General features: G+C 62.6%; 12 protein-coding genes. 1 reads left to right on the top strand and 11 read right to left on the bottom strand.

Going from position 1 to position 15,838, the window contains the following annotated elements; genetic code table 11:
• Positions 1-140 precede the first annotated feature (140 nt).
• The 11 genes from NKG99_RS11560 to NKG99_RS11510 all read right to left on the bottom strand — a co-directional run bounded on the left by NKG99_RS11560 (position 141) and on the right by NKG99_RS11510 (position 14,363).
• Positions 141-989 carry a DUF1194 domain-containing protein gene (locus tag NKG99_RS11560; RefSeq protein ID WP_352867461.1) on the bottom strand — a complete coding sequence of 283 codons (849 nt, stop codon included), beginning with the start codon at positions 987-989 and terminating at the stop codon, positions 141-143.
• Positions 990-1,077: 88 nt separating this feature from the next.
• Positions 1,078-3,639 (bottom strand): GcvT family protein, encoded by a 2,562-nt coding sequence (locus NKG99_RS11555; RefSeq protein ID WP_352867459.1) that lies wholly within the window; start codon positions 3,637-3,639, stop codon positions 1,078-1,080.
• Between the two features lie 274 nt (positions 3,640-3,913).
• A complete protein-coding gene (locus NKG99_RS11550) occupies positions 3,914-4,087 on the bottom strand; it encodes a hypothetical protein (protein ID WP_352867457.1) in 174 nt (57 codons plus the stop codon).
• The gene (locus NKG99_RS11545; RefSeq protein ID WP_352867454.1) at positions 4,084-5,316 is read right to left on the bottom strand and encodes a hypothetical protein; all 1,233 of its coding nucleotides are present in this window, start codon (positions 5,314-5,316) and stop codon (positions 4,084-4,086) included. Before NKG99_RS11545 ends, NKG99_RS11550 begins: the two co-directional genes overlap by 4 nt.
• A gap of 23 nt (positions 5,317-5,339) precedes the next feature.
• Positions 5,340-6,770, bottom strand: a complete 1,431-nt coding sequence (locus NKG99_RS11540; protein WP_352867675.1) for an aspartate aminotransferase family protein — start codon at positions 6,768-6,770, stop codon at positions 5,340-5,342.
• A gap of 104 nt (positions 6,771-6,874) precedes the next feature.
• Complete coding sequence (locus NKG99_RS11535; protein ID WP_352867451.1) at positions 6,875-7,882, bottom strand: NAD-dependent epimerase/dehydratase family protein; 1,008 nt, start codon at positions 7,880-7,882, stop codon at positions 6,875-6,877.
• Positions 7,879-8,313, bottom strand: a complete 435-nt coding sequence (locus NKG99_RS11530; RefSeq protein WP_352867448.1) for an EamA family transporter — start codon at positions 8,311-8,313, stop codon at positions 7,879-7,881. The genes NKG99_RS11535 and NKG99_RS11530 overlap by 4 nt, the downstream gene beginning before the upstream one ends.
• Before the next feature lie 126 nt (positions 8,314-8,439).
• Complete coding sequence (locus NKG99_RS11525) at positions 8,440-9,792, bottom strand: FAD-binding oxidoreductase (protein WP_352867445.1); 1,353 nt, start codon at positions 9,790-9,792, stop codon at positions 8,440-8,442.
• A gap of 2 nt (positions 9,793-9,794) precedes the next feature.
• Complete coding sequence (locus tag NKG99_RS11520; protein ID WP_352867442.1) at positions 9,795-11,228, bottom strand: UbiA family prenyltransferase; 1,434 nt, start codon at positions 11,226-11,228, stop codon at positions 9,795-9,797.
• A 227-nt stretch (positions 11,229-11,455) separates the two neighbouring features.
• On the bottom strand, positions 11,456-11,719 hold the full coding sequence (locus NKG99_RS11515; protein ID WP_352867440.1) for a hypothetical protein: 264 nt from the start codon (positions 11,717-11,719) through the stop codon (positions 11,456-11,458).
• 154 nt (positions 11,720-11,873) lie between these two features.
• Entirely contained in the window at positions 11,874-14,363 is a 2,490-nt protein-coding gene (locus tag NKG99_RS11510; RefSeq protein WP_352867438.1) for a mechanosensitive ion channel family protein, read from the bottom strand.
• 207 nt (positions 14,364-14,570) lie between these two features.
• Between NKG99_RS11510 and NKG99_RS11505 the strand changes: the two genes are divergently transcribed.
• The gene (locus NKG99_RS11505; RefSeq protein ID WP_352867436.1) at positions 14,571-15,830 is read left to right on the top strand and encodes a sarcosine oxidase subunit beta; all 1,260 of its coding nucleotides are present in this window, start codon (positions 14,571-14,573) and stop codon (positions 15,828-15,830) included.
• Positions 15,831-15,838 lie beyond the last annotated feature (8 nt).

Raw genomic sequence — 15,838 nt, 5'->3', positions numbered from 1 at the left:
TTCGACCGCGGGTCCCTCCGGCTGGATAGCGCGGTCCGGCCAATTTGCCAATGCTTCGGCCGGCGTGGCAAGCCTGAAGCATGATCCCGAAAAGTGGAACCGGTTGTCGGAAAAAGATCATGCTCAAACTGAAAAGAGCTTTAGCGGCTGTCGAACATCCAGCTGCGGTTGCGCCACATTCTCTCACCGACCAGGCAGTCGGTGGCGGGTTCCGCCTGCGCCGGGACCACCGGCGGATGCGCGGCTTCTTCCGCCGCCCATTGCTGCGAGGCCGGACCGGCAAGTTCCAGCACCAGCTTGCGGCGGATGGCTTCGGGAAACTGCGTCCAGTCGTTGACCGGGATCATGAACGCTCCGGGGCCGCCGATTACGCAGTCGCTGTAATAGCGATCGAGATTGTTGACATCGTAGGCGCCTGTGAAGCCGCCTCGGGTCATTAGCGGCAGGCCGTTGATGACGATCCCTTGCTTGACCAGCCCGTCGCGGGTGAGGTTGACCGGCGCGCCCTGGTTGTTGGGACCGTCGCCTGAAATGTCGATCACCCGCTTGGTCCCCTGGTAGCCACTCTCGGCGAACAGGTCGTTGCCGAATTCCAGCGCGCCGGAGATCGAGGTGCGCCGTGCACTGTTGGGCGGCCGCGCGGATAATTGCGCAACCACCCGCTCCGCGTCAGCGCGGCTGGCGATCACAGTCCATGGCACGATGACGCGCTGCCAGTTGGTGCCGGCCCATTCGACATAGGTGACCGCGATCTTGCCATGGGCGCCATCGGCAATGGCCTGCAGCACATTGTCGTGCGTCAGCGCCGCTGCGTAGCCATGACGCTGGATCTCGAGCTCGTCCGGCGACATCGACAGCGAAACATCGACGGCCAGCACCAGCTCGACATCGACCGGCTCATCCGCGGCGGATATTGGCGTCAGCCAGAGCGTCAGCGCGAACGCGGCGCAGCCTGAAAGGAAATGTCTTGCGCGGGCAAAAGCAGACATTCCCCAAGGGTAAGCGAAAACAGCCCGTTTAAAAAGAGCAAAGCCCGGCCGATAGCCGGGCTTTGCGTTCGTTCACGGTCCTGCAGCATCAGCTGCGCGGCTTGAGGTTCTCCGGGTCGTAGAGCGGCTTGTAGCCGACAGCCGCTACTTCGACCGGATAGGTTTCGCCGAAATACTCGATGGTAAGCTTGCGGCCTTCCTGGGCGTACGCCCACGGCAAATAGGCGAGACCGATGTTCTTGCCGATGGTCGGGCCATAGGCCATCGAGGTGGTGAAGGACCGCCGACCGAGTTCGTCGACCAGCGTTTCGCCGGTCTTCGGATCCATCACCGGCATCGTGCCGACGGGATACCGGGCAACGCCTTTGGAATCGACGTTCTCGGTCATCACAAGCGTGCACAGCATGGCCGGCTGATGCTCGCGGGCGCGGTACTCGACATGCTTGGCCTTGCCGCAAAAGTCGTTTTCCTTGACCTTCGGCCGAGCCAGATCGGCTTCGAGCAGATTGTACTCGGTCAAAAGGTCGGCGTTCTGCAGGCGCAGGCTCTTTTCCATGCGGCGGGTGTTGGCATAAGTCTCGACACCGAACGGCATCACGCCGGTCGAGCGCAGGGCATCCCAGACGGCCAGGCCATCCTCGTAGCGCATGTGCAGTTCCCAGCCTTGCTCGCCGACATAGGAGATGCGGAAAGCGGTGACATCCTTGCCGCCGATCCTGACCGGCTTGATCGCCGCGAACGGGAAATTCCCATGCGAGAGCCCGTCCGGATTCTCGACAACTTTCTGCAGGGTCGCCCGGGCGTTCGGTCCCCAGATGCCGATGGTGACGTATTTCTCGGTCACATCGGTGATGGTAACGTCGAAACCTTTGTCCTGCGCGGTGCGGCGCATGTACTGGAAGTCGCGCGGGCCGGCGTCGGCGCCATCGATCAAACGACAGCGGTCGGCCATGCGGATGACGGTGAAGTCGGCGCGCACCATGCCTTCCTCGTCGAGGAAGTGGGTATAGATGCCCTTGCCGATGTTGTTGTCGCCGCCGATCTTGGCCGCGCAAAGCCATTCCAGCAACGCGACATGGTCCGGACCTTCGATGTCGTACATGGCAAAGTGAGACAGGTTGACGATGCCGCAATCCTCGCTCATGGCGAGATGTTCGGCATTTGAAACGCGCCAGAAATGTCGGTTGTCCCACTCGTTCTCACGCACCGGCACGCGGTTGCCGTATTTCTCCAGCAGATGCTCGTTGGCGGCATAACCATGGGCGCGCTCCCAGCCGCCCAGTTCCATGAAGTAGCCGCCGAGTTCCTTCTCGCGCTCCCAGAACGGCGAGCGCCGGATGTTGCGGGCCTTGGAGAACGGTTCGCGCGGATGCACGGCCGGATTATAGACCTTCATCGCCGTCTCTGTGCAGCGATCCCAGATGAACTGCTCCTTCGTCTGGTGCGGATAGAAACGCGCATAGTCTATGGCGTGATGGTCGATCGCGGTGCGGCCGTCGGTCATCCAGTCGGCGATCAGCTTGCCCATGCCGGGGCCGTCCTTAACCCAGATGGCGACGGCATACCAAAGGCCCCGCACCTTCTGGCTTTCGCCCATGGACGGGCCGCCATCGGCCGTCACCTGGAGAAGCCCGTTGAAGGAGTGGCTTTCATTGTAGCCGAGTTCGCCGAGGATCGGCGTCAACTCCATCGCGCGCTCGAGCGGCGCCAGGATCTGCTCCATGTCGAGATCGCGCTGCGAAGGTGAAAGCCGCGCCTGGTCCTTCTCCAGCAAATCGCGCGGGTGGCAGAGACGCGGATTGGTCTCTTCGTAATAGCCCCATTCGATCTGCCCGCCCTCGGCTGTCTTGGGGTCGCCGGTGTCGCGCATATAGGCAGAATTGCCCTGGTCGCGCAGCAGCGGCCAGCCGATCTCCTTGCCGGTGCCGGCAAACTCGTTGTACGGGCCGAAAAAGGTCAGCGGATGGTCGATCGGCATGACCGGCAGATCCTCACCGACCATTTCGGCGATCAGCCGGCCCCAGATGCCGGCGCAGACGACGACATAGTCTGCCTCGATGGTGCCGCGATCGGTCACGACGCCTGATATGCGGCCGTCCTTGACGATGAGCGACCTGGCGGGCGTGTTGGCGAACGACTTCAACTTGCCCGACGCTTCCGCTTGGTCGACCAGCTTGCCGGCGACGGTCTGCGAGCGCGGGATGACCAGACCAGCGTCGGGATCCCACAGACCGCCCTGCACCATCGCTTCTTCTATGAGGGGAAATTTTTCCTTGATCTCGGCCGGTTCGATCAGGCGCGCGCGCGTGCCGAACGCCTTGGCCGAAGCGATCTTGCGCTTGATTTCTTCCATGCGGCCATCGTCGCCGACGCGGGCAACTTCAAGACCGCCGATGCGCGCGTAGTGGCCCATCTTCTCGTAGAAATCGATGGAGTAGAGCGTCGTCCAGCACGACAGGAAATCGTGGCTGGTCGTGTAGCAGAAGTCGGAGGCGTGCGCCGTCGAGCCGATATCGGTCGGGATGCCGGATTTGTCGATGCCGACGATATCGTCCCAGCCGCGTTCGATCAGATGATGGGCGATCGACGCGCCGACAATACCGCCCAGGCCGACGATGACGACCTTCGCCTTTTTCGGAAACTCTGCCATTGTCCGCGACTCCAAAGTGATAAAGCGGGCGGACTATAGGGCGGAGCGGCAGGGCGAATGAAGCCTGTTTGCGACATTGGCAAAAAGCCGAGCGACCATAGGGTGAAATGGTTCACGTCGGGCGCCTTGGACGGTTCGCTTTCCGAGCTGGGGCTAACTCAGGCGAACGCCCAGATGTCCTCGGCCTGGAAGCCGACCTGATAGCCTGAGGTCTTCAGCTTGACCACGACCTGGCCGACCTCGGCGGCCGAAAGCGCGCCGACCTCGACCTTGATCATGCCGGGGCGTTAGCGCTTGAGGTCGAGCTGTTCGAAGACAATCCAGTCGGCGCCTTCAGCGCCGCCCTGGCCAGGAACTTTGTGCCGCGCAGCGACGGCCCGCGATCGAGAACTCCCTTGGGAAGACCAAGCGACAGGGCAATTCGCGCCAGGCTGGATACCCAACTCATGACTTGTCTCCGGGAATGATTGGCAAGGCGACGCGATGCTGGCCATGCCCCAATGTTGCCCACAGAGCCATGAACGGTGTCGCCAGCAGCAGGAAGGATGGGATCAGATGCGGGAAATAGATGCGGGTGTCGTGAATCGGGAAGACGGTGAACTTCGCCAGCGCACCGAGCACCAGCGCCGCAAACAGGATGCCGGCGCGGCGATCGAGGCGGAAGCCGGCACGGCCGGCCGCATACCAGCCCGCCAGTGCCAGCACCGACACCCCGACCCAGCTGTTCAGGCTGACGGCGCGCAGCAGTGACGTGGCGAACGCCTTGAGATAGGCAGTGACCGAGAATGGCGGCGCGAACCCGTCCATATTGTACTGCTGCTCGATGCTGGAGAACCACAGATGCGGCCACCATCCAGGATGATGGGCCCAGTGCGAAATGGCGAAGTAGGCGACGAAAGAAGCCGCAAAGCCGGCCAGCGCGCCCCATGCCTTCTGCCGGAACACGACCAGCAGCACAGCGAAAATAGCAAGGAAAACAACGTTGTCGGGCCGCACCATGAAGGCGAGGAAGAGCAGGATCGCCGTTGCCACCTCGCGGCCGCGGACATAGGCGTAAAGCCCGCCCAGCAGCAGCGCCGAGCACAACAGGTCCGGCGTCGAGGCGCGCGCCGCATCGCCGAAATCGGCCATGATCAGCACCGCGCCGACCAAAGGCGCCAGGGCCAGAGCCCGCTCGGAGCGCAGCCAAAGCAGCGTGATCGCGCCAAACAGCAGCACGGAGAACACCGATACCAGGCGCATTGCCTCGACCGGCGACATCACCGCGCTCAGCGTCGACAGGATCTCGGCGTAGAGGAATTTGATCCGGTACATGCCAAGCAGCGAATGGAAGTCGGCGGCATTCTCCGTCATATGGCTGCGGAAGCCGCCGCCATCGTCGGTCAGCGCCTCGTAGTCAGCAGCCGAAACACCTGATTTGACCGTGTTGTAGGCGTAGTCATGCCGCGCCTGCGCATCGGGATAGGTGCCTTCCTCTGATATGGCGAGATAAGGCAGCATGTCCCAGTTGGCGTCTGGCATCACCCAGGCGGTGAACGCCGTCAAAAGGATGTAGAGCGCGAAGGCCGCCGCGCCAATCGGTGCCGCCAGCCGCGCATAGGTCCCCTCGCCCCACGCCAGACCGGCCCCGGCGAGCCGGTCGAGTGGGTTTTGCGGAGCGGGCGACTTGGTCAGCATCGTTGTACTCAGCGAGCTTCCTTTTAGCGGACTTGGCTTTTGACGAAGTCCTTGACGATCGACACGATGCCGCGCGACAGCAGGCTGTCGAAAGCATCGACGAAGCGGTCGACATGCTCAGGCCGGCAGATCAGCGGCGGCTCCAGCCGGATGACGTTGCGGTTGTATTCGGTGAAGGCGACCAGCACGTCATAGTCGCGCAGCAGCAGCGCACCGACAAAGCCCGACAGCGAGCCCTTCAGCTTGTCGTCGAGCACGCTGACGATAGGCCGCAGCACCATCGGCAAGGTCTGCGAGAAGTCGTGGAACTCAAGGCCGACCATAAAGCCTTTGCCGCGCACATCCTTGATGATCTTCGGGTATTTTTCCTTGAGCGCCTGCAGGCGCTGCAGCAGATAGTCGCCGGTGACGGCGGCGTTGTCGATCAGCCCCTCGTCATAGAGAACGTTGAGCCCTTCGATCGAGGTGACGCAGGCCTCGCCCATGCCGCCGAAGGTCGCCATGGCGTGGATCATTGCCGTCTTCGGCGTGCCATAGGCCTTCATGTAGACCTCGCGCCGCGCGATCATCGCGCCGACCGCTGCCTTGCCGGCGCCGAGCGACTTGGCCAGCGCGGTCACGTCGGGAATGACGCCGTAATGCTCGAAGGCATAGAAGCGGCCCGAGCGGCCGTAGCCGCACTGCACTTCGTCGGCGACCCACAGCACGCCATACTGGTCGCACAGCGCGCGCAGCTTCCGCCAGTATTCGGCCGGCGCCTGGATGATGCCGCCGCCGCCCTGGATGGTTTCGAGCACGATGACGCCAACCTCGGGGTCGGAACGGAACAGGCGCCCGACGGCTTCGATGTCGGCGAACGGAATGCGGACCGTGTTGTCCGCCACCTTGAAGTCGGCGCGATAGAGCTGGCCGTCGGTAATGCCCAGCACGCCCTTGGTCTTGCCGTGGAAGGAATTCTCGGCATAGACGATTTTCGGCCGCTTCGGGCCGGCGGCGCGCTCGGCGAGCTTCACCGCCGCTTCCATGGCTTCCGAGCCGGACGAGCCCAAAAACACCATGTCGAGATCGCCGGGGGAGCACTTCGCGATGTTGTGCGCGAGGGCCGCCGCGTATTGCGACATGAAGGCGATGGCGATTTCCTGGCGCTGCTCCTCCTGGAATTTTTTCCGTGCTTCCAAGATGCGCGGATGGTTGTGGCCGAAGGCCAGCGAACCGAAACCACCGAAGAAATCGAGGATCTTGCGGCCGTTCTGGTCGATGTAGAACATGCCTTCGGCGCGCTCGATCTTGATCTTGTGGAAGCCGAGCAGCTTCATGAAATGCAGCTGGCCGGGGTTGAGATGCGCCTTGAACAGGTCGGTCATACGGGCGACATCCATCGCCTTGGCCTGCTCGACGCTGATCAAATCGGGCTTGGCGATGGTGGCGGGCGACAGCGACGGCGCGCTGACCATGGTGCGCACGTTGGTCTGCTCGGGCTTGGCCATGACGGTCATTTCAATCTCCTGTCTGCGCGCACGACCAGGATCGGGCGCAACGAAAGCTGTTTTGCGAGCCGCTATTCGGCAGGCACATGTTTGGTGGCCACAGTGGGACCGGCTTTCCTGGCGCGGTACTCGCTGTAGGCGGCGATCAGCATGTCCTCGTCGCGATATTGCGGCACCCAGCCGAGCTGGCGCCCGGCCTTGGACACGTCGAGCACGCACTCCTCGTCGGCGATCAGATATTGTTCCGGATCCATGATCGGCATGTTCATGAGGTCGAGCAGGTCGAGCGTGCGCTTGACCGCCCACCCCGGTGTCGGGATCAGGATCGATTTCGAGCCGGCATGCCTGATCAGGTCGCCGAGCAATTTCTTGACGGGGGGCGGGTTGAGCGAACCCAGATTATAGGCCTCATCAGGCACGCCGGCTTTCCAGGCCGCGCGGGCAGCTTCCGCACAATCGAAAACAGAAATGAACTGATAGGGGTTTTTGCCCGAGCCGATCATCGGCACGGGTAAACTCCAGTCGATCAGCTTGAACAGTTTTTCGAGAATGCCGAGACGGCCGGGGCCGATGATCAGGCGCGGGCGAAACAGCGAGATCGACATGCCGCGCTTGCGCCATTCGGCGGCCAGTTCCTCGGTCTTCTGCTTCGACCAGCCATACTCGCCAAGCGGCGCGACCGGATGCTCCTCGGTCATCGGCTTGGTGACCGTGTGGCCGTAGATCATATCGGTCGTATAGTGGACGAGCTTGGCTGCGCCAGCTCTGTCCATGGCCTGCAGGATGTGCTCGGTACCGTGGAAATTCACCGGGAAGAAGAAGTCGTGCCGCTTGGCGCGCACCTGGATCGGCGACAGCATCTTGGCCGACAGATTGTAGACCATGTCGTCGGCCTTGAGCCCGACAGCCGCGATCGAGGCCGGATCGGTGACGTCGCATTGGATAAAGCCGACATTGCGGTAATGCGGCAGGTCGTTCTTGACGATGTCGGCGACGACAACCTCTTCACCATCGGCCACCAGCTTCGGGGCAAGGTGGCGGCCGACGAAACCGTCGCCGCCGAAAATCACATGTCTCATCGAACAGTCTCGTTTGCTTGGATCTTGTCGGGCGTGATGGAAGCCGTCTGGTCCGCATGTCCTCGCCCACTTTGGGCGATCAGCACCGTGCCGACGCAGATGCAGGCGATGCCAGCGATGCGCCAGCCATTGAGGTCCTCGCGGAAGACGAAATAGGCGAAGATGGCGACGGCCACATAGGCGAGGCTGAGGAATGGATACGCGAAGGAAAGCTCGACCTTGGACAGCACATAGAGATGCGAGGCCATCGAGATGACGAAAGTACAGAGGCCCAGGAACACCCATGGGCTGAAGACGATCTGCAACAGCTTGATGAGCGGATTGACGCCCTCGAACGAGATCGGCCCGAGCGACATCATGCCTTGCTTCAGCATCAGCTGTGCGGCAGCATTGGTCATGACCGTAAAGAGAATGAAGACGATGTATTTCATGTGTTCCAAGCCACCCCTTCGCGCTTCCTATTACAAACCCGCAAACATTTCGTGAAGCCGCAAGAATGTTTTGAGTGAACCGTGTATTTTTAACGGTCCGATAACCATGAATTACTCGAAATTTATCTATTCCGCGGCTTCGACGACACCCCGCCGCAGGTCCAGCTTCCTTGCCGTCCGCGCCCAGAAACTCGATAGGAAGGCGGGATCGCGCAGCGCCTCCAGCCGTGGCCATTCGGGAAAGGACGACGCGAAGATGTCGGCGCCCATGCGGGCGTCCTTGTAGGGATTGACCGCGCCACCCGCCTCGACCGTGATGCGATCGAGTTCCCGCAGCAACGCCAGCGTCGCCGCGCCCCTGTTGGGGAAATCCAGCGTCAGCGTGTAGCCGGGACGCGGGAACGACAGCAGCGCCGGCGAGCGGATGGAGCCGAAGCGTTTCAGCACGGTGAGGAACGAGCCCTGCCCGGCTTGCCTTGCAGCCGCCAGCAGCGCCGGCACCGCCTCGCGCGCCGTCTCTTCCGGCACCACGCTCTGGTGCTGGAAAAGCCCTTTAGGTCCATAAAGCCGGTTCCAGTCGCGCACGCCGTCGAGCGGGAAAAAGAAGCCCTGGTAGCCAGTCTGGCGCGGTGCAGTCGAGCGCCCTTTCTTCCACCTGTAGGCGGCGCTGAAGGCGGTCAGGAATGGCCGGTTGAGCACATTGAACGGCAGCTGGACCGGCACCGAGAGCTTGCCGCCGGCGCGTGAGGCGGTATGCGAACCGTGCTCGGCATGATTGCCTGACAACAGCAGGCCGCGACCGCTGTTGCGGCCGCCGGCAAGCTGGTCGATCCAGGCGACCGCGTACTCATTGGCCTGATCGGCCGCCTCGGCCAAACCGAAGAACTCGTCGAGATCGCGAAACGGTGTCGCCTTTTCGACGATGTCGAGGGAAGGAACCCGCATCAACCGGATCGAGGCCGACAGGATGAGACCGGTCAGCCCCATGCCGCCGATCGTCGCCCGAAACAGCCGCGCATTGTCCGTTGTCGAGCAGCGACGGGTCTTCCCGTCGGATTTGAGCAGCGTGAGTGTCTCGACATGGCAGCCGAATGTTCCGCGCCGGTGATGGTTCTTGCCATGCACGTCATTGGCGATGGCGCCGCCGAGCGTGACGAATTGCGTGCCTGGAACAACCGCCGGGAAGAAGCCGTAAGGGGCGGCGTGGGCGATGATGTCGGACAGCAGCACGCCAGCATCTGCTTCCAGAACACCGGTCTCGGCGTTGAAGGCGCGGATCCTGTTCAGCGACCGCATGTCGATGATCGCGCCGGCCTCGTTCTGACAGGAATCGCCATAGGAGCGCCCGTTGCCATAGGCAAGCAGCGACGCCGGCCCGGCCTGCCCACCCTTCAGCAGCGCGATCGCCTCATCGGTACCGATGACGCGCGTCGCCGGCGATGTGGCAAGGCCAAAGCTTGGGAAGCGCTCAGTGGCCATGCCTACCAGCCCCCGATGACCAGCATCACCGCGCCGATCAGCACCACGATCTGACTGCGCCAGTCGCGAATGATGAAGACGACCGGATCGTCATGCATCTCGTCGCGGCGCGCCAGGATCCAGACTCGCATGGTCAGATACAGCACGATCGGCGCCAGCGGCCAGATCAGCCACGGATGCGGATAAAGCTCCCGCACCGCGACGCTGTCCATGTAGAGCGCCAGCACCAGGGCCGAAGAGAAGGCCGAGGCCATGCCGGCCTGGGCAACGATCTCCTGGTCTTCGGTGCGATAGCCGCGGCCGGCAATGCGCTCGCCATGCGGGATGGCGGTGATGCGCAGTTCGACAAAACGCTTCACCAGCGCCAACGACAGGAAGAAAAAGATCGAGAAGGCGAGCAGCCAGAACGAGACATCGACGCCGGTCGCCGCCGCACCGGCCAGGACGCGGATCGTGTAGAGGCCGGCGAGCGTCAGCACGTCGACCAGCAGCATGCGCTTGAACGACAGCGAATAGGCCGTGGTGACCACGATGTAGCCGCCGAGCACGGCCAGGAATTCGGGCGATAAAAACAGCCCGGTGCCGACGCCGATCGCCAGAAGCACGGCGATCGCGCCAAGGCCGAACGGGATCGACAGCGCACCGCTGGCGAACGGCCTGTTGCGCTTGGCGAGGTGTTTGCGGTCGAGCGCGAGGTCGAAGAAATCATTGAGGATATAGATGGCCGATGCCACCGCGCTGAACGAGACGAACGCCAGCAGGCATTCCCAGATCATATCGATGTTGAAATATTCATGCGAGAGCACCATCGGCACCGCGATCAGCGAATTCTTCAGCCATTGATGGACGCGCAGCATCTTTACGATGGTCCGCAAGGTCGGCTTTGGCGCCAGCATCGTCTCGGCGCCGTGCGCTGCCTGCCAGCGTGCGGCATGACGGTCGGGCGCGACGACAATCGCGTTGCGTGCGGCATCGAAGACCTGGAGGTCATGGCGGCTGTTGCCGGCGTAGTCGAAGCCGCCATCGCCATAGGCCGCGATCAGCGACGCGCGCTTCCTGCTCGAGGTGAGATTGGCGAGACAGTCGGTGTCCAGCACCCGGTCGAAGATGCCGAGGTGGGCAGCGATGGCGTCCGCGAACTTGCGCGGCGTGCCGGTCGCCAGCACGATCTTGCGGCCTTCGGCGTGTTCTGAACGGAGGCGGCAAAGCAGCATCTCGCGATAGGGCAGCGATGCCGGGTCGATGTCGATGCGCTGCGCGATCGCCTGCTTCAGCCGCCCCGGCCCGCCGGCGGCCCAGAAAGGCACGAGGAAGATATAGAGCGGGTTCTTCTTGAGAAGGATGAACAGGCCTTCCCACAACAGGTCGGTCGCGATCAGCGTGCCGTCGAGATCGACCGCAAGCGGTATTGCGTTCCTGTCCGACCGCGCATCCATGTCCGTCCTGCCCCGCCCGCGTATGATCCGGGAAACCGGAATCTCGTTGCGCGCCGCTATTCGGCGTCTTGAGGGCAGGTATAGCGGGGGATGGCGTAGCGAACGTTAAAACGCACGGTTGTAGACGGCTGCCGTGGCGGTATTTCCGGCCTCATTGTTAAACAATCGATACCGGAAACGATAAAAGGCCGAGCAAATGCCCGGCCTTTCCTGTCATGCCGTCGAAATTACTTGATGCGGGCGACACCACCCGAGATTTCGACCGTTTCCGAGCCGGTCAGGGCTTCGAGGTCGCCATTGGGCAAGGTGACGAAACAGCCATTCGGGCAGAATTCAACGGTTTCGCCAGCAGCCAGCGCCAGATCGCTTTTGCTGCCACCCTCGGTCACGATCAGCGTGCGGGTCTCGGCGTCCTTGTTGACCGCGCTTGCGGCATGGGTCGAGCCGCTCACGGCGAACAAAGCGGCGGCAGCGACGAGAGACTTCCACATGGTGCAATATCGGTGTTCCCACCGCCTCTGTTGCATTTCGCAAGGCATTTTCGCCTTTGCATGGGAGCTTATATGAGATGGAAGCTGAACCGCAACTGAATGCCGCATTCATGCCGCAATTGGCTTTGGCCGGTCCGAGCGCGTCAATCGGCACCTAGTCGGGATCGGGCTTGCGCAGCTTGCGCCCTGTCTTGGCGGTCCGTTTCGCTTCGGCCGCGGCTTCCAGCTTGGCCTGCTCCTGTTCGGCGAAGTCGGCCTCGATCTTGTCGTCGTCGGTCGGCCAGGCTTTGGGCTTGTGGGCATCGACGACGGCGCGCGGCGTCGATGGAATTTCGATGTGCTCGCTGCTGAATTTTTCGAGCACGGCAAATCGGATGTCGTTCTGCGCGATGTTGCCGTTCATCACGTCGGCCAGGAACACGCGGATCTCGAATTCGAGTGCGGCAGGCCCGAAGTTGGAAAACAGCACGAAGGGTTCGGGGTTTTTCAGCACCATAGGATGGCCGCGTGCGATGTCCAGCAGGACGGCATGAACCTGCTTGACGTCGCTGCCATAGGCGACGCCGACCTTGATGTCGACGCGGCCGAGCTTGTTGCGGTGCGTCCAATTGCCGACGGCGTTGTTGATCAGGTTCGAATTGGGCAGGATGACCGATTGCCGCTGGAAGGTCTCGATCTCCGTGGCGCGCACGCTGATTTTCTTCACGGTACCGCTGACATCGCCGGCGACGATCCAGTCGCCGACCTTGAACGGCCGCTCGGCCAAAAGGATCAGGCCGGAGACGAAATTGGACACCACATTCTGCAGGCCAAAACCGATACCGAGGGAAAGAGCGCCGGCGACCAGCGCCAGACTGGAGAGGTCGATGCCCGCCGCCGATATGCCGACCAGTGCCGCCAGCGCGACGCCGGCATAGCCGACCGCCAGCCGGATCGAATTGCGAACCCCGGTATCGACCTTGCCGCGCGCCATCACCGAACCGTCGAGCCAGCCCTGGAACCAGCGCGTCAGGAAATAGCCGATGATGAAGACGACGATGCCCGAAAGGATGCCGGTGACCGAAATCGTCACCGAGCCGAGATTGATCCCGGTTGCCAGTTTGTAGGCCCAGGCCTCGATATCGCCGGGCTGGAAGCCCCACATCAACAGGATCAGCGGCAGGAAGACCAGCACGATCATCACATTGATGGCGACGCTGACGACGAGGCCGAGCTGGTCGAGTGCGGTGTCCTCGTAGCTCGAATTGGCCGACAGCCAGCGTCCGACGGAGGTGTCGGCGAAAGCGCCCTCCTCGCCGATCGCCCGCGCCGACAGGAAGCCGATATAGGCGGTGATCAGCGCGGTGCCGGTGACGACGACCTGTAGCGAGACGAACAAGGCGAGGCCGATATAGCCGAGCAGCGCGGCGACGATGGTGAAAAGACCGAGCGCGAGCGATGTATAGCGCAGCCATGCCGGCCACGGCCGCCAGCTTCCGTCACGCGCCTTGAACGGCCTCAGCATCGCCATCAGGATCAGGATGATGCCGACGATGATGGTGGCGCCGAAACTGCGGGCGATGGTCAGCGACAGCGGCGAGCCCATCTTGTCGTTGATCACCGACAGGAAATAGTTGACGCCGATGACCACGGCCATGGCTGTCGTCAGCCGCACCAGCCAGCGCGCCGGCCCCGTCTCGACGGGAATAAGGCGCCAGTTCGGCAGCCGCGGCTCAAGCGCCGCATTGGTCAGCCGGTTGACGCAGAACACCACGCCGATGACGGCCGCGAGCGCATTCAAGAAGAGGCCGATGTCGCCGCGCAACACATTGTAATAATTGAAAAAGAACACCGTGGAGGCCAGGAACACGCCGACCGCCAGCGTCGGCAGCAAGGTAGACCAAAAGGCCACCGATAGACGGCTGAGATAGGATGGATCTTCATTGGCGGGGTCGGCTTCGAACACGCGCCCGAACAGGCGCCTGCCACCGACCAGCAGCACCAAAGCCAGCCCGAGCGCCACGAAGGTAGCCGCGAGGATGGCCTGGAACTTGAACTTGAAGGCGAAGCTCAGCCAGGACGACACGGCCTTGTAGAAATTGCCGAATTCGTCCCTGGCGTCCGAAAAAACCTGCGGGCTCAGCGCGTCGGACAGCACGTAGCGCTTGGTGAGCACATTGCGGAACAGCTCGCTGCGCATGTTGCCGATCTTGTCGATCAGCCCGCTGATGCGGATCGACAAGGACTGGGCTTGCGAGATAACGGCGTTGATCTCCGCCTTTTCCGATGTCAGCGCCTGGCGTTCGCCGCTGACGATATCGGGCTCCGGCGGCTGGCCGGCGGCGGGCGCGGGCCCGATCTGTTCAAGCCGGCTGTTGATCTCGCCAAGGCGCGTGCGGAAGGCCAGCGCGCTGGTCAGCGATTGGCGCGACAGTTCCTCGAGCTGCAGCCGGATATCGACGAGGCTGCCATCATCCTCGGCGTCCTGCTGGATCTGCTTCTCGAAATTGTCGGTCTTGGTCGTCAGCCCCTGAATGATCTTCTGCTGGTCGGCGACCAGTCCGGCTGGCGCCTGGCCAAGCCCTTGCGCCGCCGCGTCGAACGACAGCGTCGCCGAAACGACAAGCGCGAGAATCAAAATGAGGCGAAACAATCGGAAGATCATGATTTTGACGGCGACTCACGGGCGGCGAGGCAATTTGAAAGCCTGTCCTTGATAAAGACGGCCATATCACGGGGCAAGCCGTCGCAGTCATCGCTGGCCCATCCGATCACACAGGCGTCGGCCAGTCGAAAGGCAATGGCGCAATATTGGCTTTGCGGATGCGGCCTGCTCTATAGTCTGCCGCATCGCCCGAACCGGATGACAATGATGGCAGAGTACTCGGCCTTTTCGCTGCTCGCGAACGCGCTCAAGGGAAACAAGGACTGGAAGCCGGCCTGGCGCAAGCCGGACCCGAAGGCATCCTATGATGTCGTCATCATCGGTGGCGGCGGTCATGGGCTGGCCACCGCCTACTATCTCGCCAAGGAACACGGCATCACCAATGTCGCTGTGCTGGAAAAGGGCTGGCTCGGCTCAGGCAATGTCGGCCGCAACACGACGGCCGTGCGCTCGAACTATCTGCTGCCTGCCAACACCCGCTTCTACGAACACTCGATGAAGCTGTGGGAGAACCTCTCGCACGAACTCAACTACAACGTCATGTTCTCGCAGCGCGGCTGCCTGAACCTGGCACACACGCCGGCCCAGTTCGACGACTATGCAAGGCGCGGCAATGCCATGCGCCATCTCGGCGTCGACGCCGAGCTGATGACGCCGGCGCGGATCAAGCGCCTGATACCGGCGCTCGATATCTCCGACAGCGCACGCTTTCCGGTGGTCGGCGGCCTGATGCAAAGGCGCGCGGGCACCGCCCGTCACGATGCGGTGGCCTGGGGGTACGCGCGCGGCGCCGACCGACGCGGCGTCGACATCATCGAGAATTGCGAGGTCACCGGCTTCCTGCGCGATGGCGACAGCATCACAGGCGTCACGACGTCGCGCGGCGACATACGCGCCAAGAAGGTGGCTGTCGCGGTCGCCGGCAGCACCGGACGCGTCATGCAGCTGGCCGGCATCGAGAGGATGCCAATCGAAAGCCATGTGCTGCAGGCCTTCGTCACCGAATCGCTGAAACCCTTCATCGATACCGTCGTGACGTTTGGCATGGGCCATTTCTACATGTCGCAGTCGGACAAGGGCGGTCTCATCTATGGCGGCGACATCGACGGCTACAACAGCTATGCCCAGCGCGGCAATCTGCCTATCGTCGACGAAGTGATGAGCGAGATGCTGGCGCTGTTCCCGGGCCTTGCCCGCGTTCGCATGCTGCGCTCCTGGGGCGGCGTCTGCGACATGTCGATGGACGGCTCGCCGATCATCGTCACCGGCCCCCTGCCCGGCATGTATCTCAACTGCGGCTGGTGCTATGGCGGCTTCAAGGCGACGCCGGCTTCCGGCTGGTGCTTTGCCTGGACCATCGCCAAGGACCAGCCGCACGACCTCAATGCCCCCTTCACGCTCGACCGCTTTCATCGCGGCCTGGTGATCGACGACAAGGGCCAGGGTGCAAACCCGCGGCTTCATTAGGAGCATTC

Origin of the sequence: Mesorhizobium sp. M1409 (genome assembly GCF_040317535.1) — a bacterium.
Taxonomy (GTDB): Bacteria; Pseudomonadota; Alphaproteobacteria; order Rhizobiales; family Rhizobiaceae; genus Mesorhizobium.
The sequence above is the reverse complement of the archived record's forward strand: the minus strand, read 5'-3'. Positions and strand labels throughout refer to the sequence as shown.

Bases quoted from the DNA above. Each gene is read 5' to 3' on its own strand.
- NKG99_RS11560 (WP_352867461.1), bottom strand. From the start codon at position 989: ATGTCTGCTTTTGCCCGCGCAAGACATTTCCTTTCAGGCTGCGCCGCG.
- NKG99_RS11555 (WP_352867459.1), bottom strand. From the start codon at position 3,639: ATGGCAGAGTTTCCGAAAAAGGCGAAGGTCGTCATCGTCGGCCTGGGC.
- NKG99_RS11550 (WP_352867457.1), bottom strand. From the start codon at position 4,087: ATGAGTTGGGTATCCAGCCTGGCGCGAATTGCCCTGTCGCTTGGTCTT.
- NKG99_RS11545 (WP_352867454.1), bottom strand. From the start codon at position 5,316: ATGCTGACCAAGTCGCCCGCTCCGCAAAACCCACTCGACCGGCTCGCC.
- NKG99_RS11540 (WP_352867675.1), bottom strand. From the start codon at position 6,770: ATGGTCAGCGCGCCGTCGCTGTCGCCCGCCACCATCGCCAAGCCCGAT.
- NKG99_RS11535 (WP_352867451.1), bottom strand. From the start codon at position 7,882: ATGAGACATGTGATTTTCGGCGGCGACGGTTTCGTCGGCCGCCACCTT.
- NKG99_RS11530 (WP_352867448.1), bottom strand. From the start codon at position 8,313: ATGAAATACATCGTCTTCATTCTCTTTACGGTCATGACCAATGCTGCC.
- NKG99_RS11525 (WP_352867445.1), bottom strand. From the start codon at position 9,792: ATGGCCACTGAGCGCTTCCCAAGCTTTGGCCTTGCCACATCGCCGGCG.
- NKG99_RS11520 (WP_352867442.1), bottom strand. From the start codon at position 11,228: ATGGATGCGCGGTCGGACAGGAACGCAATACCGCTTGCGGTCGATCTC.
- NKG99_RS11515 (WP_352867440.1), bottom strand. From the start codon at position 11,719: ATGTGGAAGTCTCTCGTCGCTGCCGCCGCTTTGTTCGCCGTGAGCGGC.
- NKG99_RS11510 (WP_352867438.1), bottom strand. From the start codon at position 14,363: ATGATCTTCCGATTGTTTCGCCTCATTTTGATTCTCGCGCTTGTCGTT.
- NKG99_RS11505 (WP_352867436.1), top strand. From the start codon at position 14,571: ATGGCAGAGTACTCGGCCTTTTCGCTGCTCGCGAACGCGCTCAAGGGA.